This window comes from Synechococcus sp. MIT S9509, from assembly GCF_047303035.1.
Taxonomy (GTDB): Bacteria; Cyanobacteriota; Cyanobacteriia; order PCC-6307; family Cyanobiaceae; genus Synechococcus_C.
Window position 1 is genome coordinate 833,173 of the sequence record NZ_CP138940.1, and the last position, 25,960, is coordinate 859,132.

General features: G+C 52.1%; 28 protein-coding genes. 12 read left to right on the top strand and 16 right to left on the bottom strand.

What is annotated here, in order from left to right:
• Positions 1-83: 83 nt before the first annotated feature.
• The 6 genes from SIB73_RS04685 to SIB73_RS04710 form a co-directional block, all read right to left on the bottom strand.
• Positions 84-527: a hypothetical protein gene (locus tag SIB73_RS04685; RefSeq protein WP_413402532.1), complete on the bottom strand. Its 444-nt coding sequence runs from the start codon at positions 525-527 to the stop codon at positions 84-86.
• Between the two features lie 201 nt (positions 528-728).
• On the bottom strand, positions 729-902 hold the full coding sequence (locus SIB73_RS04690; protein ID WP_413402530.1) for a hypothetical protein: 174 nt from the start codon (positions 900-902) through the stop codon (positions 729-731).
• A gap of 353 nt (positions 903-1,255) precedes the next feature.
• Complete coding sequence (locus SIB73_RS04695) at positions 1,256-2,344, bottom strand: hypothetical protein (protein ID WP_413439726.1); 1,089 nt, start codon at positions 2,342-2,344, stop codon at positions 1,256-1,258.
• Positions 2,345-2,576: 232 nt separating this feature from the next.
• Positions 2,577-3,815 (bottom strand): hypothetical protein, encoded by a 1,239-nt coding sequence (locus SIB73_RS04700; RefSeq protein ID WP_413402526.1) that lies wholly within the window; start codon positions 3,813-3,815, stop codon positions 2,577-2,579.
• Between the two features lie 45 nt (positions 3,816-3,860).
• Positions 3,861-4,094, bottom strand: coding sequence for a hypothetical protein (locus SIB73_RS04705; RefSeq protein WP_413402525.1), 234 nt, complete (start codon positions 4,092-4,094; stop codon positions 3,861-3,863).
• Between the two features lie 106 nt (positions 4,095-4,200).
• On the bottom strand, positions 4,201-5,400 hold the full coding sequence (locus SIB73_RS04710) for a site-specific integrase (protein WP_413402523.1): 1,200 nt from the start codon (positions 5,398-5,400) through the stop codon (positions 4,201-4,203).
• A gap of 429 nt (positions 5,401-5,829) precedes the next feature.
• On the opposite strand from SIB73_RS04710, the gene SIB73_RS04715 reads away from it, so the two are divergent.
• From SIB73_RS04715 to SIB73_RS04735, 5 genes are all read left to right on the top strand, one after another.
• Positions 5,830-6,144: a hypothetical protein gene (locus tag SIB73_RS04715; RefSeq protein WP_413402521.1), complete on the top strand. Its 315-nt coding sequence runs from the start codon at positions 5,830-5,832 to the stop codon at positions 6,142-6,144.
• A gap of 12 nt (positions 6,145-6,156) precedes the next feature.
• Positions 6,157-6,387: a DUF1254 domain-containing protein gene (locus SIB73_RS04720; protein ID WP_413402519.1), complete on the top strand. Its 231-nt coding sequence runs from the start codon at positions 6,157-6,159 to the stop codon at positions 6,385-6,387.
• Between the two features lie 1,003 nt (positions 6,388-7,390).
• Positions 7,391-7,804 carry a hypothetical protein gene (locus SIB73_RS04725; protein WP_413402517.1) on the top strand — a complete coding sequence of 138 codons (414 nt, stop codon included), beginning with the start codon at positions 7,391-7,393 and terminating at the stop codon, positions 7,802-7,804.
• Positions 7,805-8,168: 364 nt separating this feature from the next.
• Positions 8,169-8,864 carry an ROK family protein gene (locus SIB73_RS04730; protein ID WP_413402515.1) on the top strand — a complete coding sequence of 232 codons (696 nt, stop codon included), beginning with the start codon at positions 8,169-8,171 and terminating at the stop codon, positions 8,862-8,864.
• A gap of 534 nt (positions 8,865-9,398) precedes the next feature.
• A complete protein-coding gene (locus tag SIB73_RS04735; protein ID WP_413402514.1) occupies positions 9,399-9,731 on the top strand; it encodes a hypothetical protein in 333 nt (110 codons plus the stop codon).
• Here the strand turns inward: SIB73_RS04735 and SIB73_RS04740 are convergent.
• Positions 9,715-9,927 (bottom strand): hypothetical protein, encoded by a 213-nt coding sequence (locus SIB73_RS04740; RefSeq protein WP_413402512.1) that lies wholly within the window; start codon positions 9,925-9,927, stop codon positions 9,715-9,717. The two genes, SIB73_RS04735 and SIB73_RS04740, sit on opposite strands and share 17 nt — an antisense overlap.
• Before the next feature lie 301 nt (positions 9,928-10,228).
• Between SIB73_RS04740 and SIB73_RS04745 the strand changes: the two genes are divergently transcribed.
• The gene (locus SIB73_RS04745; protein WP_413402510.1) at positions 10,229-10,681 is read left to right on the top strand and encodes a Fur family transcriptional regulator; all 453 of its coding nucleotides are present in this window, start codon (positions 10,229-10,231) and stop codon (positions 10,679-10,681) included.
• A gap of 10 nt (positions 10,682-10,691) precedes the next feature.
• On the opposite strand, the gene SIB73_RS04750 is transcribed toward SIB73_RS04745, so the two are convergent.
• The gene (locus SIB73_RS04750; RefSeq protein ID WP_413402508.1) at positions 10,692-11,186 is read right to left on the bottom strand and encodes a hypothetical protein; all 495 of its coding nucleotides are present in this window, start codon (positions 11,184-11,186) and stop codon (positions 10,692-10,694) included.
• Positions 11,187-11,241: 55 nt separating this feature from the next.
• Here SIB73_RS04750 and SIB73_RS04755 point away from each other — a divergent pair, with 55 nt between their 5' ends.
• The gene (locus tag SIB73_RS04755) at positions 11,242-11,502 is read left to right on the top strand and encodes a cell division protein SepF (protein ID WP_413402507.1); all 261 of its coding nucleotides are present in this window, start codon (positions 11,242-11,244) and stop codon (positions 11,500-11,502) included.
• Here the strand turns inward: SIB73_RS04755 and arsS are convergent.
• The 3 genes from arsS to stpA all read right to left on the bottom strand — a co-directional run bounded on the left by arsS (position 11,495) and on the right by stpA (position 14,619).
• On the bottom strand, positions 11,495-12,448 hold the full coding sequence (arsS, locus tag SIB73_RS04760) for an arsenosugar biosynthesis radical SAM (seleno)protein ArsS (RefSeq protein ID WP_413402505.1): 954 nt from the start codon (positions 12,446-12,448) through the stop codon (positions 11,495-11,497). The genes SIB73_RS04755 and arsS overlap by 8 nt on opposite strands.
• Positions 12,449-12,506: 58 nt before the next feature.
• Complete coding sequence (locus SIB73_RS04765; RefSeq protein WP_413402504.1) at positions 12,507-13,268, bottom strand: hypothetical protein; 762 nt, start codon at positions 13,266-13,268, stop codon at positions 12,507-12,509.
• A gap of 136 nt (positions 13,269-13,404) precedes the next feature.
• Positions 13,405-14,619 (bottom strand): glucosylglycerol 3-phosphatase, encoded by a 1,215-nt coding sequence (gene stpA / locus SIB73_RS04770; protein WP_413406417.1) that lies wholly within the window; start codon positions 14,617-14,619, stop codon positions 13,405-13,407.
• A 662-nt stretch (positions 14,620-15,281) separates the two neighbouring features.
• Here stpA and SIB73_RS04775 point away from each other — a divergent pair.
• Positions 15,282-15,581, top strand: a complete 300-nt coding sequence (locus SIB73_RS04775; RefSeq protein ID WP_413402503.1) for a SemiSWEET family sugar transporter — start codon at positions 15,282-15,284, stop codon at positions 15,579-15,581.
• On the opposite strand, the gene SIB73_RS04780 is transcribed toward SIB73_RS04775, so the two are convergent.
• Complete coding sequence (locus tag SIB73_RS04780) at positions 15,575-15,832, bottom strand: hypothetical protein (protein ID WP_413402501.1); 258 nt, start codon at positions 15,830-15,832, stop codon at positions 15,575-15,577. The genes SIB73_RS04775 and SIB73_RS04780 overlap by 7 nt on opposite strands.
• A 389-nt stretch (positions 15,833-16,221) precedes the next feature.
• Here SIB73_RS04780 and SIB73_RS04785 point away from each other — a divergent pair, with 389 nt between their 5' ends.
• Positions 16,222-17,763 (top strand): hypothetical protein, encoded by a 1,542-nt coding sequence (locus SIB73_RS04785; protein ID WP_413402500.1) that lies wholly within the window; start codon positions 16,222-16,224, stop codon positions 17,761-17,763.
• Between the two features lie 33 nt (positions 17,764-17,796).
• Here the strand turns inward: SIB73_RS04785 and SIB73_RS04790 are convergent, their stop codons facing one another.
• Together SIB73_RS04790 and SIB73_RS04795 are read right to left on the bottom strand one after the other, a co-directional pair.
• Positions 17,797-20,451 carry an AAA family ATPase gene (locus tag SIB73_RS04790; RefSeq protein WP_413402498.1) on the bottom strand — a complete coding sequence of 885 codons (2,655 nt, stop codon included), beginning with the start codon at positions 20,449-20,451 and terminating at the stop codon, positions 17,797-17,799.
• Positions 20,442-21,587 (bottom strand): metallophosphoesterase family protein, encoded by a 1,146-nt coding sequence (locus SIB73_RS04795; protein ID WP_413402496.1) that lies wholly within the window; start codon positions 21,585-21,587, stop codon positions 20,442-20,444. The genes SIB73_RS04790 and SIB73_RS04795 overlap by 10 nt, the downstream gene beginning before the upstream one ends.
• Positions 21,588-21,695: 108 nt before the next feature.
• Here SIB73_RS04795 and SIB73_RS04800 point away from each other — a divergent pair, with 108 nt between their 5' ends.
• The gene (locus SIB73_RS04800) at positions 21,696-22,856 is read left to right on the top strand and encodes a phosphotransferase enzyme family protein (RefSeq protein ID WP_413402494.1); all 1,161 of its coding nucleotides are present in this window, start codon (positions 21,696-21,698) and stop codon (positions 22,854-22,856) included.
• A gap of 298 nt (positions 22,857-23,154) precedes the next feature.
• On the opposite strand, the gene SIB73_RS04805 is transcribed toward SIB73_RS04800, so the two are convergent.
• Both SIB73_RS04805 and SIB73_RS04810 read right to left on the bottom strand, forming a co-directional pair.
• Positions 23,155-23,466, bottom strand: coding sequence for a hypothetical protein (locus tag SIB73_RS04805; RefSeq protein ID WP_413402492.1), 312 nt, complete (start codon positions 23,464-23,466; stop codon positions 23,155-23,157).
• 66 nt (positions 23,467-23,532) lie between these two features.
• Positions 23,533-24,156 (bottom strand): hypothetical protein, encoded by a 624-nt coding sequence (locus SIB73_RS04810; protein WP_413402490.1) that lies wholly within the window; start codon positions 24,154-24,156, stop codon positions 23,533-23,535.
• A gap of 146 nt (positions 24,157-24,302) precedes the next feature.
• Here SIB73_RS04810 and SIB73_RS04815 point away from each other — a divergent pair, with 146 nt between their 5' ends.
• Positions 24,303-24,878, top strand: a complete 576-nt coding sequence (locus SIB73_RS04815) for a DOMON-like domain-containing protein (protein WP_413402488.1) — start codon at positions 24,303-24,305, stop codon at positions 24,876-24,878.
• Positions 24,875-25,864 (top strand): transglycosylase SLT domain-containing protein, encoded by a 990-nt coding sequence (locus SIB73_RS04820; protein ID WP_413402486.1) that lies wholly within the window; start codon positions 24,875-24,877, stop codon positions 25,862-25,864. The genes SIB73_RS04815 and SIB73_RS04820 overlap by 4 nt, the downstream gene beginning before the upstream one ends.
• The last annotated feature ends 96 nt before the right edge of the window (positions 25,865-25,960 follow it).

A 25,960-nucleotide genomic window follows, 5' to 3' on the forward strand; every position in this document is an offset into this window, starting at 1 on the left:
CAGCAGGTGGCATTCATATCAATCATTGTTCAATGGCCGCAGCCAACAACATCTCAAGCAGAAAGCAATCGCCAATTAAGCAACTAAAAATAATTGGATTCATTGATATAGGTTGCTCCATACACTTTTCCCAAGGCATCAGTTACGAACACTTTGCTTCGTGAAAAATCTGTAGCTTCCGGCAGAGGCATTGTGTGATCATTCTTCTCTACAACAGTTGACACCTCTTCACCCGCGCCAACCCTCACTGGAGCCCCCCGGTGACCATCAAAGAATCGCTCTCCGCAGATTTTTCCCGCAAAAACGACTCTGACTTTACTGATTGTCATGGGTTTTCTGCTGTTGTTTTGAACAGTTACCCTCAGAAAAGCCTGACTTCCCCAGCGTCGCCCCGGATTGAAATTAAACCTGGAAATAACTCGTAATCTGTGTCGGTCACGACCGGATACATACCAGCTGAACGCAAGACAAAGAACAGTAAAAGCCAGAGCAAAAAGGGCAATCCAGAGAAATTGCTCTGTTCGCAAATCAATCAGCTGACGGCTGAACTAAATCTATTCAATTCTCGTAACAGGCTGGGCTCGCTCCGACACGCTGCACTGCATGAATTGGTGTGCACAGTCCAGGCCACGAAAAGAGTGAAGCCTGGGAGACCATGCAGAAGTCAGGTGGCTGGAAACGCTGTCAGCCCAGGTGGTGAACCGGTTTAATCCGGTTGGTGAATCCCATCACGGATTCCAACGGTGCCATTGCTCGATCTCTTGGCTAATGACGTAGTCCAATCCCTCGATTTGAGCGACCTCCTGAGGTCCCTGCTCGATCAACAGAGTTTTGGCGTGCGTGACAGCGCCAATACCCAGCGCGAGGGAAAGGGTGTAGATGAAGAGGGGCTTGACCGACATGGCCTTGAGGTGTGGCTGTTTGGGGGTGCTGTCCCCTTGACTCCTTCAAGATCACAGCCCTTCTGGTGAAGCCCGCTGCAAAGCCCTGGTGCAGATCCCGAGAGGTTGTGGTGGACGTCTGGTGAATGGCTCAGAACTCAGTGGCTGACTGGGCTTAGCTCACTCGGAAGCCAGTCACGCCAAGGCTTTAGGGCAATAAAAAACCCCTCACTTGGCTTGGCGTGATTGGTGTGAGGTTGTTTTTGTTGGGAGATCCATAGCGACTACTCAACGCCCCCTGCTTGTCCCTTTCGGGTCTTGTATAGCTCTCAGCCTCGTTTTCATGGCTTCAGGCTTTCCGACAAGATCTGCGTTTAGATCAAAGTGACTTGAGAGGCATCGGTGATTCCTGCAAGCAAGAGCATCTGATCACCACCAACGCCATAAGACAATCCCTGCTCAGTCAGAGTAAAGCTGCCGCCGATAATTCCTTGAAGGAAATCTTCTCCGACCGTGAAGTCTTGAACTACGGCAACTCCTTCTCCCGCAACTGCTTGGAAAGTGTCCGCGCCTTTATCACCCCATACAGTGCCTGCACTGACTTGCAAGATGTCATTGTCAGCGCCGCCTCGGTATGTCACGCCATCAATCATGCCTGTAATGGTGTCAACGCCACGGTTCCCGTTCACCCAGCTACCTGCCTCAGCAGTAAAAACAACAATTATGTCGTCACCAGCGCTTCCAAGGAAGTAGTTATCTCCCACCAAGCCTCTGTTAAAGTTGATCTGATCAGTCAAGGAATCAACCATCTCGGAAGACCTGAATTCTTTACCAAAAATTGAATCTCCAAGCCCTATATTTCCTGGGACATGTGGCGGTGGTGGATTAACATTAGAGGTGCCTGGCACAACCTTGGCTTTAAAGGAATTGCTCGTGAAGTCATCTTCATGTCCCCATAAAGATATCAATGCAGCATAATCATTAGTGCCTGGAGAAGTCCTCCACTCTATTGAAGCTCCCGGATTGTATGACATTACCGTGTAATCTTGATTCCAGTTTGGGTTAAAGCCTGGCTCACCGATTCCTAGCGCATGCAGAAATTCATGGGTAAATGTATTTAGATTTGAACTGGTTGACTCTCTGGCTTCCCCTAAAACATCGAGGCTGATCCAGCCCTCCTGCACTGTAGCCAGACCAAGATATTCTTGATAAGTTCTGTCCCCTAGAAAAATATCAATATCGGAGGCGCTTAAATCATTTGTGAATTCAAAATCAAGATCAATGCGCCCATCGATCTCGCTTACTATGTTTTTCATTTGAGCCACATGCTCGTCTGAAAAATAGCTAGAATTATCTTCTAGATAAATTGAAACTGTTTCTCCATCCAGCATGTAATTGCTGTAAAGGTATTTGACGTAATCGGTCCAATAACCAGTAGTTAGTGCAGCTTGAAGTGTTGACAACTTATTGATTTATATAGTGGAGGTCTTCCCTCCTGGGCTTCTTCACCATCTCCCGAATCAATCAGCTTCATATATAAGAAAGGTGAGATGATGCTGAGCGGTTGGTGTGAGTGTAATAAGCAATTTCTTGATGTATGCACCAGCACCAAACCAAGCAGAATCCACATCACCCAATCAGGTGGTCTTTCAGCCGCTCAACTCCCCCGTTTAGGTAGCTCTCTGCTCTATCCCCTCAACGAATCGGCAAGGGTTTATAAGTCCGCACGCCTCCTGAATATCGCCTCGGCTTCTCTTCATTGCCCCACATCAGCGGATGCGCTCCGCTTCGCTGTGACTGCCGATAACTGTGCTGAGCTTGATTTGCGGCAGTCAATACATATCTCACTGCATCAGCAGAATGATCCGGTGCTGTTTTCTCCATATCCTCTGGATTGCGATCATCACTGATGCAATAGGGCAAAATCGCCCAGAGGCTTTCGCACCGCTCTGAGATGTACAACCCAGGCTCATCACTGCCTGCTTGATACAACAACGATTTCATCAGTTGCCAACCGACTGCACGGCTTGACTTCGGGCTACCTGTTACTTCCCAGCCGTACTTCTTGAATTCAGTGCTCAATGTCACTGGATCACTTGTACCGCCAAAACCAAGCTGAGCGGTAACTGCTGAATCCATAATCACTCTGCGGTGCGGAATCACCCAATCCGTGAATCCATTGCGCATGTAGAGCTTTTTCACACGCTCCACAAATTGCGGGGCAGTCAATGAACGGTCGCCACGGTTCCATTCTTTACTCCCGTCCGGCTGGATGGAGCAAACATATTCTTCGTCAACGCAGACCCAACTGCCCCTGGCGATATGGCGATCACCGTCCATCATTGGCTCTTGGATCTGACACATGAGCACGACGCATGCAGGGCTTGCCGTGCCCCAGTCGCCACCGATCCAGCACCAGTGGGCTTTGGTCTTTTCGGTAAACGATCCGGTTTTGTCGGGATACCACGGGATCTGAAAATCAGCGGGCAGCATTGACTTTTCAATGCTCAGGCATGAGCCAAAGAACCCGGCTGTGATCTGCCCCCATTCGCCCAGCACTTCAGCGGCAATCTTTGATTCATCGCCAAAGCAGCTGGCGCGCAGCTCTTTCTCGTACTGATCCGGCTTGCTCAGATAGGGGTTATCCCTGAGCGTGGACTTGATCCAGACCGCAGGCTGAGCACCAAAGAACTCACATTTAAAGATCTTGTTCGGCATCGCCTTGGTGACCAGATAGTCCCTGATCCACCAGCTGCCAGGGCCAAGCGGGTTGGCCGTTGCAATGAACTTCGGCACCACGGTCGGGTCAGTCGTTCGCATCGATGAACGAGCTCTGAGCACCACCTGCGGATCGGCTTCCTGCCCCAGCTCATCCCAGAAGATATGGCTCAGATCCTCACCCTGGATCTTGTTGAACGCATCGCCCGCATCCATGTGGATCAGCTTGAGCGTGCCGCCGTTGCTGAGCCTCCAAGTGCGTTAGGCCTTCAGATACTTCGACCCCGGCATCAACGTCGGGATCTGTTGAAACAGCAGGTCTTCCAACTTGGAGAGACCTGCCAGATCACGCCGGATCAACACAGCATTGAACGAATCACCGCTGATCAGTGCGAAGCAACCGAGAAGCCAGAGCAGCAGAATCGATTTGCCCCCACCACGGCCACCAGCGAGCACCAGAGTGTTCAGCTCATCAACGCTCCACCAAGCCAGCAACTTTGCGTTGCCATGGCGACAGCTGGATGGTGCGGGGTGAGGCGTCAGCCAATGAAATGCGATCAGATCAACATTTCATTCTGTCGGAACCGATTTTTCGGACTGATCAGACGTTGATCGCATCCACCAGTTCAGCCGTTGCATTTGGCTTGAACCGCGCATAGCTCTGCAGGTGAACCTCAATGGTGTGTCCCATTGCCTCGCTGATGTTGGCGATGGGCAAACCTGCTGCATGCATCCCTTTGGCGTAGCGATGGCGAAACGAATAGGGCGTCAGCTGTTCGCCCTGGCTCTCGGCTTGCTTCCGAAGCGCGTTCCATGCCTGTTTTCGGCGCAGATACGTGCCAAGTGCCTGGCCGCCTTCACCTTCACGGTTCAACGGTGGCAGCTCTTCATTGATCTGCACCCTGGCCTGCAGTTTCCAATCGATGGGCATGTCGTGCATGTCCCGCAGCAGCAGCGGATGCAGTCTTCTGGGTTCTGTCTTCTGACCTTTGGTGCCACCCATCGACTTCTGATAAATCGACCACAACTCAGGACCACTTGCCCCGCTTTTCACCACCAAATGGCGCAGCTCTTCAGGCCGCAGGCCATAAACAGCACAGAGCTGGATTGCAAAACGCCAGCGATCATGGTCCGGTCCTTCAGGCAGTGAATCCAGCAACGCAAGGATCTGCGTGTCTTCCAGCGGATACCCAACACGCTTGGGCTTAATTGTTTCAGGCAGCTTTGCTGGTGGGCTGTAGATCGGCTTCAGATGCCCGCGTTGCACCGCCCAATTGAGGAAGCCACAGAGCTTCTGTCTGGAGGTCTGACGCATCCTTGAACCTGGCTCCCATTGCTGCAGACAGGCAAGGCAAAGTGCTTCACCGTCCACTGGTGGTCGGCCCTTGAATTGCTCAGCACAATTCCTGAGCACTGGCAGATAGAACTTGCCCCAAGTCTTGTCGCCTGCATTCGGGACAAACTCCCAATAACTATCAATTAGCTGGTTGAAATTCAGGGTCTGATGGCTACTGCTTGTATTTGCAGTCTGAGCAACGGCTGCCAGCGTGATCTGTCCACCATTCCACCGCTTGTAGATCTGTTGAATGCGGGGAAGGGCTTGAGTTGATCCTTTCAGGCTCCACTCGTAGGGGAGCATCACTGAGCCAACATCTACGACCTGCAGGCGCATATTTCCGCGACTATTGAGCACCTTCCATCCAGGCCCACAGGATGCCCTGAGCTGCTCCCTGAAGGGTTTGATCCAGGTGTCGCTGAAGGTGACGCGGGGCAAAGAGTTGTGATCGATTGCTACAACCATTGTGTGCAAACGGTGTGCAAACAGTCAGGCTTTAGATAGCAGCTCTTGCCACCTGTTATCGCCTAATGCCAGTCAGAGCCTTGATTTTTGGGGTCGCTTCACCGTCACGACTTCGTTTGTTTAGTGCTTTGGGAGCACTAGGTCGCTGGTTCGAATCCTGTCGCTCTGACTTATAATTTTAATGACGCGTAGTGCTGATTATCTGACGCTGAATGGGCGCTGATTGAGCAGAGTTCCACCCAGTGTTACTACAGCGTCCACGCACTTAATAACGATGTTCGCCTTTGCTTCTCCATACGCCGCAAGTTGAACCTTAAGCGGACAGGGTCTGATCTGATTTCTTAACAAAGTAATCTGCACAAATTGGATCAGCTTGAGCTGGCAAACATCATTATTTTGCTTAGATTGTGAAAAAAATTTGATTTTTCTGTGGCCCGAATTCTCACTCTTGCAATGATCACCCCATTGAGCGCGCTTTGCATTGGGCATTTAGCTCAGGCCGGAAATCTTCCAAATGAGAAGACAATCGGCAAGGCCGAAATTTCATTTCGTAATTTTAAAAATCAATCAGAAGATATTGTGGATGGAAAAATTATCGCCGACAGTTCGTCAGGCATTGATGTCACTGAAGATAATTTTTCCCAGGCATACTCAAATCTCTGTTTTGATGCAATTATCAAAAATACAGGAGGAGTCAATAAGTTCCTGGAAATGCCTGTTGGATCCAGTGATCCATCCAAGTAATTTGTTGTACGCATGAACAGAGATACTTACTATTCAACATCCATTTTCGACATGACAGGTGGAATCATTCTGACCATACCTGAAACTGATAAATACATCTCTGTTCAAGTGGTAGATGAGAATCATGAAACCCAACCGATGATCTACGGGCCAGGTAGACACAAGCTGACAGCAAAAACCAAGCATGCATTTATTGTCGTCAGAACTCTGGATGACAATGCACGACAGAATTTAAAAACGTAGACCAATAGCTCAGATCCGTTTGTTGTCAAAAAATGGGACGATGCATCTTTCAAAAAAGTTGCTGCCGCCGGCAATACAATTTTTACTAATGGTTACGATCAATCAAAAGCCTATAGCAACAAGGAAAGTGGTCAAACTCCTTACTGGAATTTTGTTGGAGCTGCAGGAGGCTGGGGAGGCGCGATGGTTCAGGATAATATCTACCAAACAAGCAAGTATATGAGCTCAGATGGCTGCTATGAAATGAATTTTCCAGACCCTGAAGCAAGAGAATTTTTGTTCAGTAACAGTGTACAATGGTAATGGATATATGTTTAACGATATTGCCAACTTATCAAGCGAAATGAGCCCCGAAAAAATTCTGATGGAACTTATACCATTAGGTACGAATGTGATAGACAGTCAAATAATATCCCAATCCGCGAAGGGAATAATACAGGTAAGTTTAATGTAGTTATGAGGCATTACGGGCCTAGCAAAATGGTCAGCAACAACGAGAATGGCTACAATCCGACAGAAAATATTGTCAAGATACAATAGCACTTTAATCTCCCGCCTATAAAATATTAGCGGGAGATTCCAACGACATGCAGTTTTTGCTGACAACCCTGAAATCTTTAAAAAAGGGTCCTTCTGCAATATTTTTTGCTGCTCCAAATTCATCGTGAACAAAAAACAAATCATCTGAATTTGCCTGTTTTCAATGAAATATTTACTACCCAAAACGATTTTTTGAACGAAAGTAAATTCAGTTGATGATTTTGCTTTTAGGCTTATGCATGTTCAATCCCTTGGGCAAACGACATTGTCTTCTCCCAACGAATAGAAACCATACAACTGAGATGCTTTGCTTGGTTGCAGACAGACCATTTCACGAGCCTTGACGACAAGACTTTAGAACTCTGAGCTGATTCTCAGAATGTTCTAAGCAATTATTGATTTAGGAATTAATCAATAACGAGATAATCAATTGAATAATTGTGCCCTTGCATCCCGATTCAATATGGCTGACTGCGGTAACACCTTACATACAAACTCAAAGCAATTCCAAACCTCCCAGACCATTCGGGATATTCAACAACTAAAGCCCTTATCGGAAAAGTGGCAGGGCTATGCACTTGCTGTTTTAGCAGGAGCCTTTGGTGGAACAGTTGGACTCGTTGCGTCTCCAATGGTCTTATTGATGACAACTATTATTCAACGAAATCAAAGGGAAAAACCACATCAAAATCGTTTTAAGACCTGGGCCTTGAACGGACTTGTTGGTGCACCATTATGCCTACTTGTTTCTTACTCCATACCTGGTTCTGTACAAAACATCACTAATGATGATGCAGATCCAATTACAGGATCAATCAATGCCTCAACTATCGATAACACGCATAAATCATACTGGAATCTCGACAAGGTTCTTTGATTTTTTGAAAATCGTTCAGTTCGATCTCTTCAAATCAGCCTTTGAATATGTATCTGATCATCAGGTAGTGTCTTGATTGTATTAATCATATCAAAGCCCACCTTTCTAAACATTCAAGACAACAATACAACTGCATCGACTTAACACTATCAGCCAGCACTTGTATGATTCCTTGTCCTGAACGCTTGATCACCTGATGAATATTTGGATGTTTGCGAACATGTGATTGCAAACATCTTATCTTGTCAAATCAGAGGTTCGTAGCTAGGGAGTTGCGCTTCTTGACTATACATTTTTATAATAATTTGAAGAGTAATTTTCTCATGGAATCGTTAAACTATCATTAGCTTTCTAGGCCATCATTTTGGCTAATACTCTTTGCATTGACATCGGCGGGACCGGAGTCAAACTCATTGTCCTCGATTCAAAGGGCTCAGAGCTTTGTGACCGTCAGCGTCAGGACACTCCTCAGCCTGCAACGTCTGAATCGATTGTTGGTGTGATTGAGAAACTTTCCAGTGAAGTTCCGCATTTCGATCGAATTGCTGTTGGTTTCCCAGGAGTTGTACGACATGGAATCGTTGAAACAGCAGTTAATCTCGATCGCAGTTGGTCAGGGACAAATCTTGCTGCGCTACTGAATGAAAGACTCGGAAAACCGACACATGTAGCCAATGATGCGGACGTTCAGGGATATGGATGTGTTTCGGGTCATGGCGTTGAAATGGTTCTGACACTCGGTACAGGAATGGGTTCAGCATTGTTCATTGATGGATGCCTAGTACCCAATCTGGAGCTCGCACACCACCTTTTTAAAAAGAAGAAAACCTATGAAGACTACGTTGGCAGAACGGCGCTTGAATCTGTAGGCAAAGATAAATGGATCAAGCGGGTCGATCAAGTGATATCGACTACAAAACATATCTGGAATTGGGATCATTTGCATCTTGGCGGCGGCAACAGCAAACTCCTTAAAAAGGTCAAATTTCCAGATGAAATAACTTTGCACTCCAACAAAGCAGGCGTGTTAGGTGGTTATTTTTTGTGGGAAAATAAATAATTCTTGATTAATTATTTTATCCACATTCTCTCTTTTTTGCGCTGCCATTATGAGAGAAATAACTTCTTCAATTTTATTTTAATCTTTTGTCCAGAGTCTCACTGTCTTTGCTTTAGCTGCATCAGTTGAAATATTTTGATTTTTGGTGTTCTGATGTTGAAATCATCATTTCTACTTAATCAATAAACTTCAGACAGTTTACCTTTTTTAGTTGTTATCAAATTCAGTTTGTTCCAAGGCATGATCATTGATCCAACACTTTGATGGCTGAACTGATCACTGTTGGACTTTGGCCAGCGGTAGCTGTTGAGACCACACTGAAGCTTCATATCACTAAACATTGAATGATTGCGAAGCTTTTCGTTGGAAATTCTTACGGTTCTTGCAATCCTTCCTTTTCTTGCCGCTCTGGTCGTTGGAGCCAGAGAAGCGGACCGCAATCAACGCTGACCGTGGCGCCAGAAACAGATCCATGGCTATGCCTGAACAAAGAGCTTGCTTATGCACTGGCTGTTGGTTTTATCCGGTCTCTGTATGACCGGAATCTGGGTTGATCTGAAAGCTGAGCAACGCCCGCCTGAGCTCAAGGCTGGTCAATCAATTCTGGTTGTCAATAAAAATCTGACTGCAACAGGCTGGAACCCCGCGCCTGAAGGCGAGGTACACAGTTTTGAACAAGAGCTAGCTGGCAATCAGCTTTCGTCACTTGCGTCCTGTTCGGGAACAGGTGCTGGCTACTGCCGATACGACTATCAGCGCAGCAATAAACGTCTGGTGGTGGTCACTGTGCCAGCCAGCAGACCTGATCAGGCTGGACGCGTTGCCCGCTGGTGGATGGAACCTGTGTCCCTCAACCCAGCACATTGACCAATCTCAGGGTTCCCCAAAGGTCAAAAACGCAGAAAATCAAGCCAATCACAATCAGGTCCCAGGCGCGGTGGCGCAGCGCCCAGGGGGCAAGAAAAACTTCGGCGACGCCGTGGAGTGCTGTTCCCAGTGCAATGTGCTCAAGCACCAGCAGCCCATGAGCCAGCAGGAAAAGGCCACTCGCAACGAAGCGCATTAGCACCGTCCAGGAGACCGACACTCTTTTCGTCAAACAGCAAGTCAGCCTATCGGGTTCGCCAGCGCATGATTCAGCTGTCTGTTGAGGCTTGTTCAGGCCTATGTCATGTCAATCGCAATCAAAACTCTGCAGAGATTGCTCCCCAGATTCTCCTGAGTGCTGAGAGATGTGCCAGCTGGAGGGCGCTACGTATCAGAGATCACAACCATGACCAGCCAAAGAAGAACACAACTCATCAAGGAGCACTGGTGCTGACTCTCAATAGTGCGTACTATTGAGAAACACGCATTCCGTTTGCATGTCGCCTGCAACCTCTTCTGCTGAAGCGACTGGAACTCTGAAGAAGGGGCTGCACCAGGATGGTCGTCGCATGACGCCCCAGCGGCGTCTTGTGCTTGATCTGTTCGAGCAGATCGGCAGTGGAAGTCATCTCAGTGCAGAAGAGGTTCATCGTCAGCTTGTGGACAATCAGTCCAAGGTCTCGCTGGCAACCATCTATCGGACGCTGCGACTCCTGGTAGAGATGGATTTTCTCCAGGAACTGGAACTCAGGGATGGTGGCAGCCGTTTCGAGCTTGCCGATGCCGAACACATTCACCACCATCACCTTGTCTGCGTTCGCTGCGGTCGAACGGAGGAATTTGAAAACGAGGCAGTTCTTCAGGCTGGTCGTGACGCCTGCAAGCAGTTCGATTTTGAACTGATCGATTCCAGCCTCAATGTGCGTGGTATTTGCCCTGCTTGCCGCTGATCGACAGTGTCTATCGCTGGTCCGTTGGATGTTCACCACAGGCCATCCAGTGACTACCCATCTGATGGACCCCTTCGCAGCCGATCTGCCTGGCCTGAGCTTCGGCTTCAGCTTTGGTGGGAAAAGCCATGAAGCGAGGGTCATCCTCTGAGTCTGATTGAGAGTGGCTGTTGTGATGGTGACTCTTGTGGTTATGGCTCTCGCTGTCGTGACCGCCGCGAGCTCCGATCTGAACCAGCCCCATGCTCATCGGTCCAACCGTCCAGACCCCCATGGTGTTGGCACCGATCGCCAGCAGACCCATGCCCACAATCGAAAGATTGATCACGCCCATGGCGACAACGCCGATGGAAACCACCCCCATGGGAACGATGCCGATACAAATCACGCCCATCGGCACGATGCCGATCGACACGGTGCCAAGTGGCGCAATTCCAATGGCCAAACGCTTGGGCTTACTGCCGCAGTGAGCTGGCGCTGAATCAGATGAGGAGGATTTAGTCATCACTGCATGGTGACGGTTACTGCGACTTTTCTCCAGCCTCGCCAGCCTGAGAGTAATGAATCAATCCACTCGCAAGCAATCACAGGAGATGCTTGTGATCCGTCCGCAAGGGGTGGCGGAAGGGATGCAGGCTGTTCTGGCTGTTCGCAGTCAAAAAACGGTGGTGCTCGATCTCACATCCATGGACAAGGCACTGGCACAGCGCACTGCTGATTTCGTGTCCGGTGGAATCACTGCCATTGATGGTCTGGAACATCGCCTCGGGGACCATGTGTTTCTGTTCACGCCGGCAGGGGTTCAGGTCTCGCTCAAGTGAGAGAGCCACCACAGCTGGACCCGTTGCCAGCTGTACATCCGAAACAATGGTCAGCAACAGCGATTGGTAGGTCCTTCAAACCATCCGCTGCGCTGAGCAGATCAACAAGCGTTCGCGGTCCGGAGTCGGAGGCAAGATTCAGCTGCTGATTGAAATCACAGTCATAAAGAGCTCCCGTCCAGCTCACGCTGATCAGGCTGCGACACATCACCGATTGAATGTTTTCCGGCCGATGGGCCTCACGCAGAATCTGCTGATAGGGCTCAAGCTTGCCCTGGTGAAGCAGATCCCTGGCAAAACGCTGAATCGGCATATTGGTGATCGTGAGCAGGTGTGAGAAGGAAATCCCATGACTTGATGCCAAGGCCTCCCTGTACTGAGCTTCAAGTGGCTCCTGAGCCGGGGGGAGAGAAGGACCGGAAGGGTTGAACACCAGATCCAGTTGCAAGGGTGATCCGGGTTGGCCATACCCAAGCCGGTTCAGCTGCTTCAGCCCTGCGATGCTTCGCTCATAGACACCCTGACCTCGCTGCAGATCCACCCTCTCCTGCTCGTAGCAGGGAAGCGACGCAACCACCCTCACACCCATTGCCGCCAGAAATTCCGCCAGATCCTCATGTCCTGGCTCGCTGAGGATTGTGAGGTTGCAGCGATCGATCACATCAACGCCAAGAGACCTGGCGGACACAACAAGGTCTCGAAACTGAGGATGCAGTTCCGGTGCACCACCGGTGAGATCCAGACAATGGAGGTTTAAGCGGTCAAGCACCTCAGGGATCAACTCAATCATTTCCCTGGTCATCATTTCCTTCCTCCATGGACCGGCATTCACATGACAGTGACTGCAGGTCTGATTGCAGCGATATCCGAGATTGACCTGCAGGGTTTCCAATCTGCCTCGACGAACAGGAGGGAAACTCAGGGTTTCTGGAAAGGTTGAAGTCAACGTCTTGAGGGGATCCGAGGCGATGATCTGTGGAAATTCTGGCGAAACGACCACAGAGCTAGGGAAGCGATTTTTCAACAGTGGCAACGGTCAGATCATCACCTTGTGTCTGGAGATAGGCGTACCCCAGACCATCCGAACGCAGAATCGCTGCGTAGGCGTAAGTCACACCGCGATCATCCTGCTGACGAATCTGGCCGATGCAGTTGTCAACCTGAGTGAATTGGCCCTGGTAAGCAGCCACTTCTCCGATCCCGTCGTAGGAAGAAATCGCGAGACCGACCATGCGCCACCCTGTCCAGCTCTCTCGCTGAATCACAGCATTCGCTTTCCATGAAGAATCAGCAAAGGTGGTACCGCTTTGCTGGCTGAGGAAGCTGCCGTTCATGGTCTCCGGGTCACAGCGCCGATCCGGCTGCGGAATCCATCGCTCCCTCACAACATCACCTGTTCGATCACTGAGTCCGTAACGAGGCAATCCAGCTGAAGTGAGCAAAACCTTGCTTGCGCTACCGGACTCATCTCTGGTCACAGACAGACCGCAATCGCTCTCTGACTGCCAACGCCCTTGATATTGCGTTTCGCTGTAGGTGCGACCAACCCTCAGAAAACGGGTTCCACTGACGGCTCCGTCTGGGAACCATTCCTCCAGTTGAAGGCGGCCCAGTGGTTGATCACCACGCAGACCCTGACTCACGATCAGGTACTGACCCGGTGCAGGCACCGCACATCGTGCGGATTGCTGCAAAGGTTCTGCCTGGACCAGCGCCACTGGGACAGCTGAAGCCAGCAGCATCGGCAGTGAGAGCAGTGTTCGCATTGCAGAAGAGCTGATTGATCAAGTCTGCAGAGGCAAACGCATCGCGGCAGTCACCAACTCCAGACGCTGATTTTCTGCTGACGGAATCTGGCATCAACAGGCTCCGGGTCGTTTGGTTTGTTTTGATTGGGGTTGATCAGAGTGGCAGCCCGTTTCGAGCTGCTGCCAGGCCGTTGAACCAGGTCACATAGGCATCAGGGCCGCCCGGAACACAGACATCAAATTGAAGAGGATCCTCTGGGTCACTGATCCCTTCAAGGGTTCCATTCCTCAGCGATGGGCGGTCCACCTCACCACCGCTGCTGTCGACCAGAACCACCCTGTTCTGATGTCCATAGCTGCGTCCGAGTTCCTGAAGAAGAGTGAGAAAGCCCCGATCGCTGCCACCTCTCAACCAACCATCTCCAGAGGGGTTGATCGTCGAAGTGACCGTGTCACCGACACCGACAAGGTGGGGCATCTGATCAGAAGGAATTCGGTTTCTACAGAGGGCAAGAAGCGCTTCATGATCCTGGGGTGCGGTTCTGACGTTGAAGTCATCCCCGAAAGGTGCCTTGCCGGTGCGCGCTGCAATATGGCGATTGATCAGAACCAGCAAACCCACTTCCTTGATTGCTCCACGCAGCATGAACTGAATGTCGGTGCTGCCGACATCCGATTCCGTGGAGGGTTTAAGCAGTTCACAGCCGCCGGCATCTCGGCCGAGGTTCGGCGCGACGTGCAGAAAAAACGAGTCCTGAAGACCTTCAGCCACGGCCATCGTCATGAGTTGCTGCATGAGCAACTGGAGCATTGACTGCAGCTGACGCTGTCGGTCGACATCGCCCGGGAGTCTGCTGAACAGGCTGTTGAGGTTGATTGTTGGCGACACCTGCGTGTCAAGAACAGCCTTTTCAACCTCGTCAGCAAGCTCCACTTCGCCCAGTTCAGGCATCAAGGGAGGAAGCATCGACGACATCAGATCCTTCATCCGCGCAGGAACCGACGCCAGGAAGTGCATTTCAGCCTCACTGACACCAGGGTGCGTGATGGTCCCGAATTCATCCTGCAGCTGTACTCCACCAGCGGCAAGGCCTGGCAGATAAAGACCTTCTCTTCGAGCAATGGCGGGGTCACCAAGTGCAGTTTCAACCAGACGATTCACTCCACGGTGACCTTCGTGTTCACCATTGGTCAGAACGAAGAAACTGCCTCGTAAACGGCCAGCGGCGTGAACATAATCAGCTGCAAGACTCCGGGTCAGTGGGTCCTTCACCAGAGGCATGCAGACCCCATCGAGATCCTGAACAATCAGCAGGTCAGAACTGGTGATGAGTTCATGATGCAGTGAAGCGAGATCCATCCGAACCATGGCTGTCGTGGTCTTGGTTCTCACCTTCCCATGCTCTGGATGAATCGCCAATCCGCTTGGAGCAGACGACATTCACTGGTCTGCCACCAGCCATGACCCTTCTGTAAAAGACCGGTGTCTGATGCATTGGATTTCAGACTGAATCACCAAAAAGGAACTCGGATCAATCTCAGGACAAGAACGTGGTCAATCACAAAGCTGGATAGGGAAGGAGCACTCAGCAACACACCAGAGATCGCCGGCGAGGGAGCGGTCAGGATGCAGTCGTTGATGAAACACCCTCGTGAATCGCGACTTTTCAGGCTCACGAGTGGAGGGAACAGGAAGCAATGGAAAAGGTCATGTCAGCGAACAACAACCACTGATTCGTCAACATTCACTGCGCTGATGTGAAGATCTTGTTGCAGTGATTCTCAACTGGAGGCAAAAGGATTGAACCCCTTTCATCCAGCTTCTGGAGCGATCCATCATCAGGAGGTACTTGACTATTGACCAGAACAGGCACTTCCCGAGTGGGTTGATACGAAAGAAATCGGCATGGCAACAGACAAGATCAGATTGAATGTTGTAATGCTCCTGATATCAGCGCTGAGCATCAAATCTCAGACTGTTGAAGCCGCGGCTATGGTCAAAAGGTTCCTTGAACGATTCAAATCACTCGAATGGTATTGGATTTAAACTCCTCTGAGGTATTTGGCTTTGCTGCAGCAACGCTTTCAACAATCGCATTTCTGCCGCAGGTCGTTAAAACCTGGAAGACCCGTTCAGCAAAAGATGTTTCCTACGCCTTGTTACTCACCTTCAGTACCGGCTGTCTTTGCTGGGTGATCTACGGATATCATGTGGAAGCGAAGCCGGTAATGATTGCAAATGCATTTACACTTGCATTGAATCTGACCATATTGGCCATGAAAATTGTTTTCGAAAACAATTCAGACAATCTTCCTGAAAACACTCAATAATGAAGACTTAGAACTTGAAGAATGTCCTGTATTTCATCGATCTGCACGGAATTCCTGTTTTGCTCATCAAGCAAAATCATCTCGAAACCATCCCAGTTTTTAATCAGATCAACTTCGACGAACTGATCATTAAGAGTCATTCTGATATTGACACCCCAATCCGCAGAATCAACCAGAAGTCCTTCCAAACGTCCGATATCAGCCCTGCTGAGTAGCGCACGGATCTCATTCTCCATTTCGAGACTATTCATTACGCACGATAAGAATGTGATCAAACAATTCTACATGAAGTCAATAACCATTGCCACGTTCATCATCAAGCAACATCGAAGTACTCCCTGCGTCTGCTCATCTCAGGCTGGCCACTCATTGCTGCAGAGAAAGTCTTCACTTTGAGCACTTGGTGCATCAATCATATGCATCATTTCAGCCAAATCAATTGATTCATTTGATCTTCAAGTGTTCGCTTTCGTCTGTCGCATCTCTTCGGTAGAAATCCATCCACTGGGCTTTGACGAAACCCTGGGGACCTGAAAGCAGATAATGGGTGGGTGAGGTTGAACAGCCTGATCCAGCAGTTTGATTCAGCTGCCACTCAATATCCCCAACCCTCTTTCACCCAGTCCTCCCAGTCAAAGCGATGAGTCTCAGCACTGCAGCATTGTTGAACTCAAATGGATTCTTTCCACCCAGCCTCGACCGGGATCAGGTGCGGCAGCGGGTCTGGGAGTTGGAGACCGGAAAGGTCGGTTTCTACAGCGTTGGGCTTTATCCGGCTTCCCTCGCTTACAACTGCGCCATGCAGCAGAAGGATGAGGACAATCTTCTGCTGGCACCTCGTCCTGAACGCGAGCTTCTCGGCGCGTTCACTCAATCAGCTATCGAAGGCATGGATCCGAACCATGTGGCCGTGATGGAACGGATGGGCAGCCATCAAACCGAGGGTGGGCGTCAACCCAACACTCTTGCTGACCTGCTCAAGCGCTGTGAACTGGTGGTGCTCAGTGCCAACAGCAATCATGTTGAGGACGACCTGATCGAGGCGATCCAACTGCGGGATCAACTGGGCCGTCAGCACGTGGTTCTGGCCTGTCTGGCTGGATCGTTCAGCCACGACAACATCGCCAACGAGTCGTATGTGCTCTGCGAAAAGGTGCCCAGCCTCGGGTTTTTCTCCGGTTTTCACCGTCACGGCGCCCTGCGCAATCCACTCGACAGCTTCACGGCCAACTTCTGTCATCCCAACGCACTCACCGCTCTGCTGGGCGCAAGGATGCTGGATCGACTGTCACCCAACATTCAGGTCTCAGCGGGTGTTCACAACATCGAGGGTCAGTACATCAAGGCAGCGAAGAACATGTCATCGGTCTTCGCAGGGTTCGGTTACGCCTACCACCAGGACAATCCCGGCGTGTTGCCAACACTGCTGACGCTTCTGCTCGACCAGTGCCTGGATCAGGCAGCCACCGTGTCCATGGCCAGACGTAATCGACAACGTCTCTACAACCGCCAGCCCTTCGCGCTGACGGAACTGGGTTATGGCGTCCAGCGGATCGAAGCGGCACTCGTCCGCGGCGGAGATATGGAAAAAGTGCGCGATCACACCTTTGCTCAACTCACTGCAATGGTGGCGGACGTGCGCGGCAGCATGATGCTGCCGGTTTCCGGAACACCCACCCGCAATTTCCAGGCTGGACAGGTTCTGGCGGAGCACATGCGAGCCGAGAATCGATGCCCGCAATCGATGGAGGAGTTGGAGAACTGGTGCGAACAGGCAGGACTGCGCAAAGGTGGCCTTGAAGGTCTCAAGTCCTTGCGCTACTGGCCACAGATCGTGCGCAAATACGCCGTCCCCGTGCATGACGCTTCGATGGTGAATCTGCTCTACATGGCCATCTATGGGAATTCGACCACCAAGGACGTGGCGTTTTCAGTGATGACGGAAAGCCGGGAGTTGTCCAACTACTGCCAGGAATCAGTGCGGCCCACCCACAGCCGAAGATATGCCGATGCGCTCCAGAATCTCGAGCAGCCTGAAGCGATGGATCTGCTCGTGAACGCCGTCATTGCTGATAACGCCCGCCGTTTGATCCGCGACGACAACGGCATTGAAGAACCGGAGACAGCCGATGAACCGCCGGCCTACCTCAAAGCCATGAATGTGATCGAAAACGCACTCTGAGTCAGGCGAACCGTCGTCTGCACATCAATGCCCCTAGAGATCGATCACCGAATCGGCGATGGCTCGGTAGGGATCCGGGTCACAACTCAGAATCACCACCTGCAGACCCTGGTCAACAGCCAGCCTGAGCATGCTGCCAACCGCTTCAAGTCGTGAAGGGTCGCTGTTCGTGAAGGCGTCATCAAACAGCAGTGGAAGGCAGCCGTCATGCCCATGACGCAAAGCCTCGGCGATCGCAAGCCGGACAGCGGCATTCAACTGTTCCTTGAGTCCTCCACTGAGCTGAGAAAACTCGAGGCTTTGACCTGAACGTTGAAGCCGCAGATCCTTCAGGCCATCGCTGGCATCCAGGCAAAGCTCGGAGCTGTCTCCGGGCTGCTGCAGAAAAGGAGCGATGAAACGGTTGATGCTTGCCCGCAATGGTGATGAGTAGCGACGTGAAAGATCGGCACGCGCTTGCTGGAACCGCCTGAGAAGCAGCACCCGTGAGTCAACCACAAGAGTTTCCTGTGCCTCTGCCTGCTGAGCCAGAGCTAGACGTGTGCAGGCTTCCTCAAGCTCTGCGTGAAGTTCACGACTTCCAAGACTCTCGCAGCGCTCGAGAAGGGAGCCTCGTTCACGGTTCAGTTCCGTGCGCAGACGATTGAGCCTCAGCTCCTGATCATCCAGCTCAGCCAGTGATGCCTCCACGTCGGCGCCGGACGCGATGCCACAGTCGTGTCTGAGTGCCAGCAGTTGGTTCTGCAACAGCTCACACTGACGAGTCACCTTCTTGAGTTCAACGTTGATTGAGTTCGCTGAGCCGTGCCGCGACTCGATCTCTTGTCGTTGTTGATGCTGCTGGACATGCTGGGCCTCATGGCGCTCAAGCCGAATCTGCAGATCCTGAAGCTTCCCGACAGCACCCTTCTGGTCACGTTCAGCGCGCTCATAGTCAGCACGCCGTGAGCGGATCCTTTCCTGAACCGTTTGATAGGCGATACGGCAATCGTTCAACGCCCGAGTCAAGTCATCTTCAGCGGCAATCTCAGGATCAAGCTGATGGTGTCGCAGTTCAGCGAGCTGCTGCTCGAGGTGATCGAGATCCTGATCCCCCTTCAGGTTGCTCTGCTGCTGTTCCATGAGCTGGCGAAGACGTGCATCAAGAACAGCAAGCTGCTGTTGAAGCTCCGCGCGCATCTGCAACTGAGCCTCTGCAGCTTCAATGCTGTCGACACCCCAGAGCTTGAGGTTCTGCTCCAACAGAGCCTGAGATCGGGTCCTTTCAGCCTGCAGTGATGGAAGACCTGTTCCCTCTCCGGGGCTGACAAGCAGGCTGACCCCTTCACCGACCTGCAGACGAAATGCACCCGTTTTTTGCACAACGTCTCCTGGTCCTAGTGGTTCTCCATCCACGCGGACAGTCCTATCGGAGCATTGCAGTTCGACCTTTGACGCCATGCTCTGCAGACGGATGTCCAGCTCACGAAGCTGTGACTGCTGAGCCTTCAGGGAGGACAGATCGGCGGGATCGCGACCCGGCAATGCCGTCAGCTGTTGTCTGAGCAGAGACTGTTGATGTTCGAATTTGACGCGTTGTTCCTTTTGCAGACGCAGGTTCTGGATGCGTTGTTCAAGCCGTTCCTGATCCTGACGACGCCTAAGGGCGTGGCCACGCTCCTCAAGCGCCTGACGTTTGCAATCGAGCTGTTGGCATGCCTGTCGTTGATCAAGGAGAGCGCTGGATATGGTCTGCGCAGACTCGTTCATGACCTTGAGCTGCTGTCGAAGCGACTTCATCGCCGTTTCAGCAGCCGTCATCTCCTGAACCAGACGACTCAAAGCACTGAATTGCTGTTGCCACTGAGTCCGCTGAAGACTCAGTGGAGCAAGCTGTTGTTGCAGATCCTTGAGTGCCAGAAGCTGCCGGCGCTTCCTCTGCAGATTCGGTGCTTGAGAATCAAGCTGATCAAGAGCCTGCTCGTTGGCATCCAGTTCGCTGCAGGCTGTCTCGTAACTGAGCAGTCGCTCCTGTGCCTCGGACTGTCGATCTGAAGCCTGCTGAACTTCCTGGCGTCGTTTCCAGAGTTCACTGTTCTGTTTCACACCACGACTGGTGAGGCTGGAAGCCACCAGTTGTTCAAGCTGGTTGAAGACCTGCTGATCGATCGGGGACTGAAGTGATTGCTCAGCCTGTCCCTCAAGAGCAGTGATCAATCCCTTGAGGTCGTAATGCTCGGCGCTGAGATCCAGCAGATTGCGACCGGCCAGGCCTTGCATCACCCAGAGGTGAGCCCAGCGGGTGGGTAGAACCCGGTTCACCTGGCGGCTGCCGATGATCTCCTCAACACCAAGAAGAGCGGCGAGTTGATCTTCGGCATCGCCACCGAGCAGCACCTGCTGACCGGCTCGGCTGAGGCGGCAGGTCCCGCCTGCGCCGCTGAAGCATTTCAACAGTGACCAACGATGGCCAGCCGCGTCGAAGTCGATCTCCACCTGGGGGTGTCCCGCATGGGTGGCGGAGCGCAGATCACGAACTGCGGCACCGGTGGCGGAGGCACGCAGAAACAATGTCCGATGCATCGCCTCCACAAGCGAGCTCTTACCGGATTCATTGGCACCACCAATCAAGGTCAGACCAGGGGCGAAGGACACCTCGAGAGCTCGATGCCGGCGCATGCTTTCCAGTCGGCAACGAATCAGGCGCATCGATCAGAAGCGCAAAGACGGTGCAACTCGATCAGAGCCTGCTCAACCAGGGGATCAGCATTGCTCAGCAGCTCGTCCTGAAGATCTGCAGCGATCGTGCTGACCAGAGGACTGTCCATACGCAGCAACAGCGCATCCCTCTCCTGTGCTGTTGGTTGGCGGTGCAGCTTGCCGCGCAAGCGCAGGTGAAGAAGCTGTTGTGCGAGGAGCTCCAAACGTTCCTCAAGCTGGAGATGGCCCTGAAGGCCGAGTTGTCCGTTGAGCTCAAGCCGAATGAGGTCCCGACCGACACGGCTGCCGACACACTGATCAAGCTGTTGTTCCAGACGCAGCAGATCGGCATCGCCGTTGAGCGTGAGGGTGATCCGGTGCCAACGGAGGCGACCAGTGGGTTTCACCATGACCCTTGGAGGCTGGGCTCTCTCCACATCAATCACCAGAACCTGAGACCTCAGGTCATCGGGTCCGGTTGGGAAGCGATCGGGTTCAGGTGTGCCGCTGTACCAGGTTCTGCAATCAACCTCCATCAGCGCATGCCAGTCACCGAGGGCGATGTAATCGACTTGATCACGAGGCAGGGAATCGAGGCAAAGCTGGTTGACCTGGCCCTCACCACCAAAACCCTGAACCGAGCCATGGGCCACAACCACTCTCGGTTTCACCGGATCAAGGGCCGTCCAGTCGAGCTGATCGAGCCAGAGCGATGGACTTTGGCTGTCCCGCTGTCGTTGCAGAGGACATGGCAGCAGAGTGATTCCAGAAACATCGACAGGCTCGGGATTCAGCAGCAATCGGAGATTGCCGGCACGCTGCTGCATCTGTGAGCGCAGATCCTCGCGCCTCCAGATGCCTCCGGAACCGCCGTGATCATGGTTGCCGGGTATCACAACCACAGGTGCTGGAATCGATCCGATCGCTTCCAGCACCTCCATGACCATGGCCGCAGCCACTGTGCTCGAGTCGAACAGGTCACCGGCAACAACCACGATGTCCACCTGTTCCTGGCTGGCCACTTCAGCGATCCTCAGAACAGCATCAACTCGCTCCTGCTGCAACCGTGCCTGTTTCTGGGAATTGTCGATCCAGCGATAGGGCTTGCCGATCTGCCAGTCAGCGGTGTGAAGGATGCGTGCCACCCGTGCCGTTCAGACAACGCTCACCATGCTGCCGCCTTCCCGCCTGATTTTCCGCACACTCATTGATGGCAAACACCAAGGGAAACGGCATGTTTCGTCGTGAGACCCATGCGATTAAACGTGACGCTCCCGTTCTCCAGCTCCAATTCGATTCTGGAGACCATTGCAGGCCTGTTCCATCCATCAGAGCAGATCGATGGAATCAGCAAGCTCGGCTCCGGGAATGTCAATGACACGTTTCTGGTGACGCTGAATTGCAGCGCGTCACGATCAGCATTCGTGATGCAGCGTCTGAACACGGAAGTGTTCGAACAACCCGAACTGGTGATGGGCAACCTGCTGAAACTGGGCAGTCACGTTGAGCAGCGTCTGGCGCAAAAACCACCGGAACTGCTGGGTCGACGCTGGGAGGTTCCCAAAGTTCTGCCGACACTGGATGCCGATGGGCACTGGGTGGAGCATCAGGGTGAGTTCTGGCGATCCATCACCCATATCGGTGCCGCCACCACAACGGATGTGATTCAGGACGACCAGCATGCCCGTGAGCTGGGCTACGGCCTGGGCATGTTTCATCACCTGATCAGTGATCTGGCCACTGACGAACTGGCAGACACGCTTGAGAATTTTCATATCGCGCCGGCATACCTTGCCGAATTCGACCTTGTGCTCTCCGGATCGGCTGATCAGAGCTGCCGTCGCATCGCTGAAGCGGTCTCTTTCATCAAGGACCGCAGGAATGGGATCGATGTTCTTGAGCAGGCCTGTGCAAGAGGTGAACTGAAAAGAAGACCGATCCACGGAGATCCGAAGATCAACAACGTCATGATTGACGATGCCTCAGGCCAGGCCGTTGGTCTCATCGATCTCGACACGGTCAAACCAGGATTGATTCATTACGACATCGGTGATTGTCTGCGTTCCTGCTGCAACAGATTGGGGGAGGAAACACTTGACACCAAGAATGTCAGCTTTGACCTGAACCTTTGTCGAGCGATCCTCGAAGGATATCTATCCATAGGCAGGTCGTTTTTAACACCAGAAGATTTCCGCTACCTGCCTGACTGCATTCGCCTGATTCCTCTTGAGCTTGGAATCCGCTTTCTCACAGATCACCTGTCCGGAGATCGCTACTTCCGTACAACAAGGCCGCAACACAACCTCGATCGCGCTGAGGTTCAGCTTGCGCTCACCAGATCAATTGAGAATCAGTGGACAGAATTGAAAAGTCTGATTGAAGATCTTTTTCGAGAATGCGAAACAGCACAATGACAAGTGTGAAGATCTGAAGCAAATCAACCCAGGGAAAGGATTATTTCCAGCATGAATATAAAGCATGCCATCTCCCAATTGTTCGTCAGTCTTTAACAGCATTAAATTGCAGCAGGACACCACTCTGCTGCAGCGAACACATTAAAAAATAAAGATCAGATAACCAGCAAAGCCAAGTATTCTTATGAACGAATGACTTCTTAAAAACCGAGAACCCAAAGGGAGCTGCAACACAAACTGAAATGTTATCTGCAGCGTGTGCTTCTTGAACAATTCAATAGCCGGCAGGCTTCAGGCTTCAGGCTTCAGGCTTCAAAACAGTGATATTGAACTGCTTGCAGATCAGGATGGAGATCGTGGCGATTGCTTGCTGAACAATCAAATCTACATACTGGTCGGCTTTTTCATTGAATTCAGGAATCGGAACATCGGATCCCTGACTCTCTACATCGGGAATGAAATTCAGTCGGATACGATCTTGATCCGAGCAATGTTCAAGAACATCCTCTACAGCAGCTGCAATCAACCGGTTGCGGGCTTGCTCATAGCATCGTAATCGAGCATGCAGTTCAGTATCATTTGTTGGCATCATGTTGTTCTTGCTGGGCATCACATTGCAAGGGGATTTGAAGAGCTTGTCCAGCCAAGAGTTTGGCCTGAGCGCTGAATCTCCAGATCAATTCTGATCATTGGATCCCTGTCCATCGGTCTCCTCCTGTTGATCATCGTCTTCCTGAGGGTTGGCCAGTTCCAGCTGATGGCGTGTGAGCTCCACCGAACAGGTTTCGATGAGATCAGCTGCAAGGGCCTGCTCTTCTCCCTCAAGCCGAAGGTCCTGAGAGATCGGCGCTTCCGGGCAACTGATGGCGGCAACCTGCTGGAGAGCGTTGGTGATGGCGGAAAGATCGTTTTGCCAGGTGACGGCGAGTCCTTCAATTTCTGCGAGCACTTCAGGACTGGCAGCTTTGATCCCGGAGGCGGCATTGATCCTTGCTGCTATTCGCCGCTCGTCCCAAACGGAAGCACCAACAAGGTGCGCGGCATGCAGCGTGGCCAGAGAGCTGATGGCTTCGGCTTTGAGGGTTTTCACCGAACGACTGATCACACGTTGATCCAGTGACAGTGGTTCCACCGAAGGCAGATCAGCAGCATCCACTGAAGTCGAAGCAGGGGATGGGTCGACAGCCTCCAGTGATGCCAGCTGTTGAGGAAGCTCCGTGAATTCCTCAGAGTGCACGGAGGGAGCGATGCGACGGGCGGCTCGGATCAACAGATCGGCAAACCGTTCTCTCAGGCTCATGTGTTGCAGCTGCCCCTGGAACCATTCTGATTGTGCTTCTAACCTGTGGATCTCGACAGGCCGGACTTCACCACTCATCAGTGACGACGAAGCACGCAATCAGGCACAGATCTCTGCCCAGAACAGCCTGGATCTGGATTTAGGCAATGGGACGACACCCTGTGATGGTGAGGCAGGTGTGCCCACTGATTCCCTTTGACCTGGACCAAAGTCCGGCAGTTCTTGCCACGGCGGAGTTTGTTTGGAGAGAAGATGCTGCTCTTGAGCTGAGCTTCAGCCTTTGCTCGAAGCAGTCCGGAGGCTCCCTCGATGGCATTTCCTTCAGGGGCAGCAAGGCAGAGAACCCAGCGATGAGACACGACAACCTCTGGATGCATACCTGCTTCGAGGCGTTTCTTGCTCGACCTGATTCGCAGGAATACTGGGAAATGAATGCCTCGCCCAATGGAGACTGGAACCTTTACAGGTTCAGCGGATACCGCAGCGGCGGCATGGCGGAACCGCAGGCGAAGCAACCTGTGGTGAACTTCAGCATGGATGGTGCTGGCTGCCGCTGCACCATTCAGATTTCACTCAAACCATGGTTGGAGCTCACAGCGATTCCTGACATTGCCCTGTCAATGGTTCTGGAAGAGAACAGTGGCTGTCTGAGTTACTGGGCTTTGAACCATCCGGCAGACAAACCGGACTTCCACGATCGAAGGGGATTTCTGCATTCGTGAACAGCGATCTTTCAAACACCAGAATCTGGATCCGAGGTCTGCTGAGCATTTCAGTTCTGCTCAGCCCGATCACAGTGGCCTGCAAAACGATCGATTCCACAGAGGCTGCTGGAGATCAGACCGCGGCCAGCGTAATCATTCCGGATCTTCCAAACCAGGCAGGCCTCCCCGTTGCACCGAATGGACGGCACTACCCGCTGGTACCGAAAGAACCAGGTGAACTCGCTGCCCTGATCACCAAGGTCGAGACTGCTCTGATCAACCCTCAGCTGGATGAACAGAACCTTGCAGCACTGGCCCATCAGCAACAGGTGATCTACAGGGTTCTGTCCAAGCGAGACGTTCTGAGTCAGGAGGTTCGCGCCCAACTGGATCCGAACTGGCACTGGGTTTATGACCAGCACATTGCAGCCCGTAAGGCATTTCTGGCGATGCACCGAGGTCCCGCCTCATCCACACTGCCCGCCTGGAGAATCAGGACTCCTGCTCCCGCAGCTCAATTGCTGAAGGCTTACCGCAGTGCCTCTGCAGCAACAGGAATCGACTGGACTGTTCTGGCTGCTGTAAATCTTGTGGAAACCGGCATGGGACGGATCGACGGCGTGTCAGTGGCCAATGCTCAGGGGCCGATGCAGTTTCTACCGACCACCTGGTCTGAGCCAGGCATCGGTAATGGCGGCAATATCCATGATCCATGGGATGCCATCCATGCTGCAGCGCGCTACCTGGTGCGACGAGGAGGTCTCAAGGACATCCGCAGTGGCTTGTGGGGATACAACAACAGTGACCATTACGGCAAAGCGGTCCTGCACTACGCGGCGCTTCTGAAGAAAAATCCACAGGCCTATCGGAGTCTTCACCAGTGGCAGATCCATTACGCCTCATCATCCGGTGACCTCTGGTTGCATGAGGGCTATGAGCAACAGCAGCCCATTGGTGTCAATGACTATCTGCAGAAGAACCCCCATGGTGCGCCGCCGACATGAGTCGACCTGCCTTGAAAGCAAGTGATGAATCCGCCTGAGGAAACTGCTGGTTCACCCTCCAACCTGATCTTTCCGCGTCCGGCCTCTACGCTTCGT

What these genes read in the sequence shown, in the direction of transcription:
- SIB73_RS04740 (WP_413402512.1), bottom strand. Translation starts at nt 9,927, where the DNA reads ATGCGCTTCGTTGCGAGTGGCCTTTTCCTGCTGGCTCATGGGCTGCTG.
- SIB73_RS04765 (WP_413402504.1), bottom strand. Translation starts at nt 13,268, where the DNA reads ATGCGAACACTGCTCTCACTGCCGATGCTGCTGGCTTCAGCTGTCCCA.
- SIB73_RS04720 (WP_413402519.1), top strand. Translation starts at nt 6,157, where the DNA reads ATGAACAGAGATACTTACTATTCAACATCCATTTTCGACATGACAGGT.
- SIB73_RS04745 (WP_413402510.1), top strand. Translation starts at nt 10,229, where the DNA reads ATGTCGCCTGCAACCTCTTCTGCTGAAGCGACTGGAACTCTGAAGAAG.
- SIB73_RS04780 (WP_413402501.1), bottom strand. Translation starts at nt 15,832, where the DNA reads ATGAATAGTCTCGAAATGGAGAATGAGATCCGTGCGCTACTCAGCAGG.
- stpA (WP_413406417.1), bottom strand. Translation starts at nt 14,619, where the DNA reads ATGGTTCGGATGGATCTCGCTTCACTGCATCATGAACTCATCACCAGT.
- SIB73_RS04800 (WP_413402494.1), top strand. Translation starts at nt 21,696, where the DNA reads ATGCGATTAAACGTGACGCTCCCGTTCTCCAGCTCCAATTCGATTCTG.
- SIB73_RS04785 (WP_413402500.1), top strand. Translation starts at nt 16,222, where the DNA reads ATGAGTCTCAGCACTGCAGCATTGTTGAACTCAAATGGATTCTTTCCA.
- SIB73_RS04755 (WP_413402507.1), top strand. Translation starts at nt 11,242, where the DNA reads ATGAATCAATCCACTCGCAAGCAATCACAGGAGATGCTTGTGATCCGT.
- SIB73_RS04750 (WP_413402508.1), bottom strand. Translation starts at nt 11,186, where the DNA reads ATGACTAAATCCTCCTCATCTGATTCAGCGCCAGCTCACTGCGGCAGT.
- SIB73_RS04815 (WP_413402488.1), top strand. Translation starts at nt 24,303, where the DNA reads ATGGGACGACACCCTGTGATGGTGAGGCAGGTGTGCCCACTGATTCCC.
- SIB73_RS04810 (WP_413402490.1), bottom strand. Translation starts at nt 24,156, where the DNA reads ATGAGCCTGAGAGAACGGTTTGCCGATCTGTTGATCCGAGCCGCCCGT.
- SIB73_RS04725 (WP_413402517.1), top strand. Translation starts at nt 7,391, where the DNA reads ATGGCTGACTGCGGTAACACCTTACATACAAACTCAAAGCAATTCCAA.
- SIB73_RS04735 (WP_413402514.1), top strand. Translation starts at nt 9,399, where the DNA reads ATGACCGGAATCTGGGTTGATCTGAAAGCTGAGCAACGCCCGCCTGAG.
- SIB73_RS04775 (WP_413402503.1), top strand. Translation starts at nt 15,282, where the DNA reads ATGGTATTGGATTTAAACTCCTCTGAGGTATTTGGCTTTGCTGCAGCA.
- SIB73_RS04710 (WP_413402523.1), bottom strand. Translation starts at nt 5,400, where the DNA reads ATGGTTGTAGCAATCGATCACAACTCTTTGCCCCGCGTCACCTTCAGC.
- SIB73_RS04805 (WP_413402492.1), bottom strand. Translation starts at nt 23,466, where the DNA reads ATGCCCAGCAAGAACAACATGATGCCAACAAATGATACTGAACTGCAT.
- SIB73_RS04790 (WP_413402498.1), bottom strand. Translation starts at nt 20,451, where the DNA reads ATGCGCCTGATTCGTTGCCGACTGGAAAGCATGCGCCGGCATCGAGCT.
- SIB73_RS04700 (WP_413402526.1), bottom strand. Translation starts at nt 3,815, where the DNA reads ATGGATGCGGGCGATGCGTTCAACAAGATCCAGGGTGAGGATCTGAGC.
- SIB73_RS04690 (WP_413402530.1), bottom strand. Translation starts at nt 902, where the DNA reads ATGTCGGTCAAGCCCCTCTTCATCTACACCCTTTCCCTCGCGCTGGGT.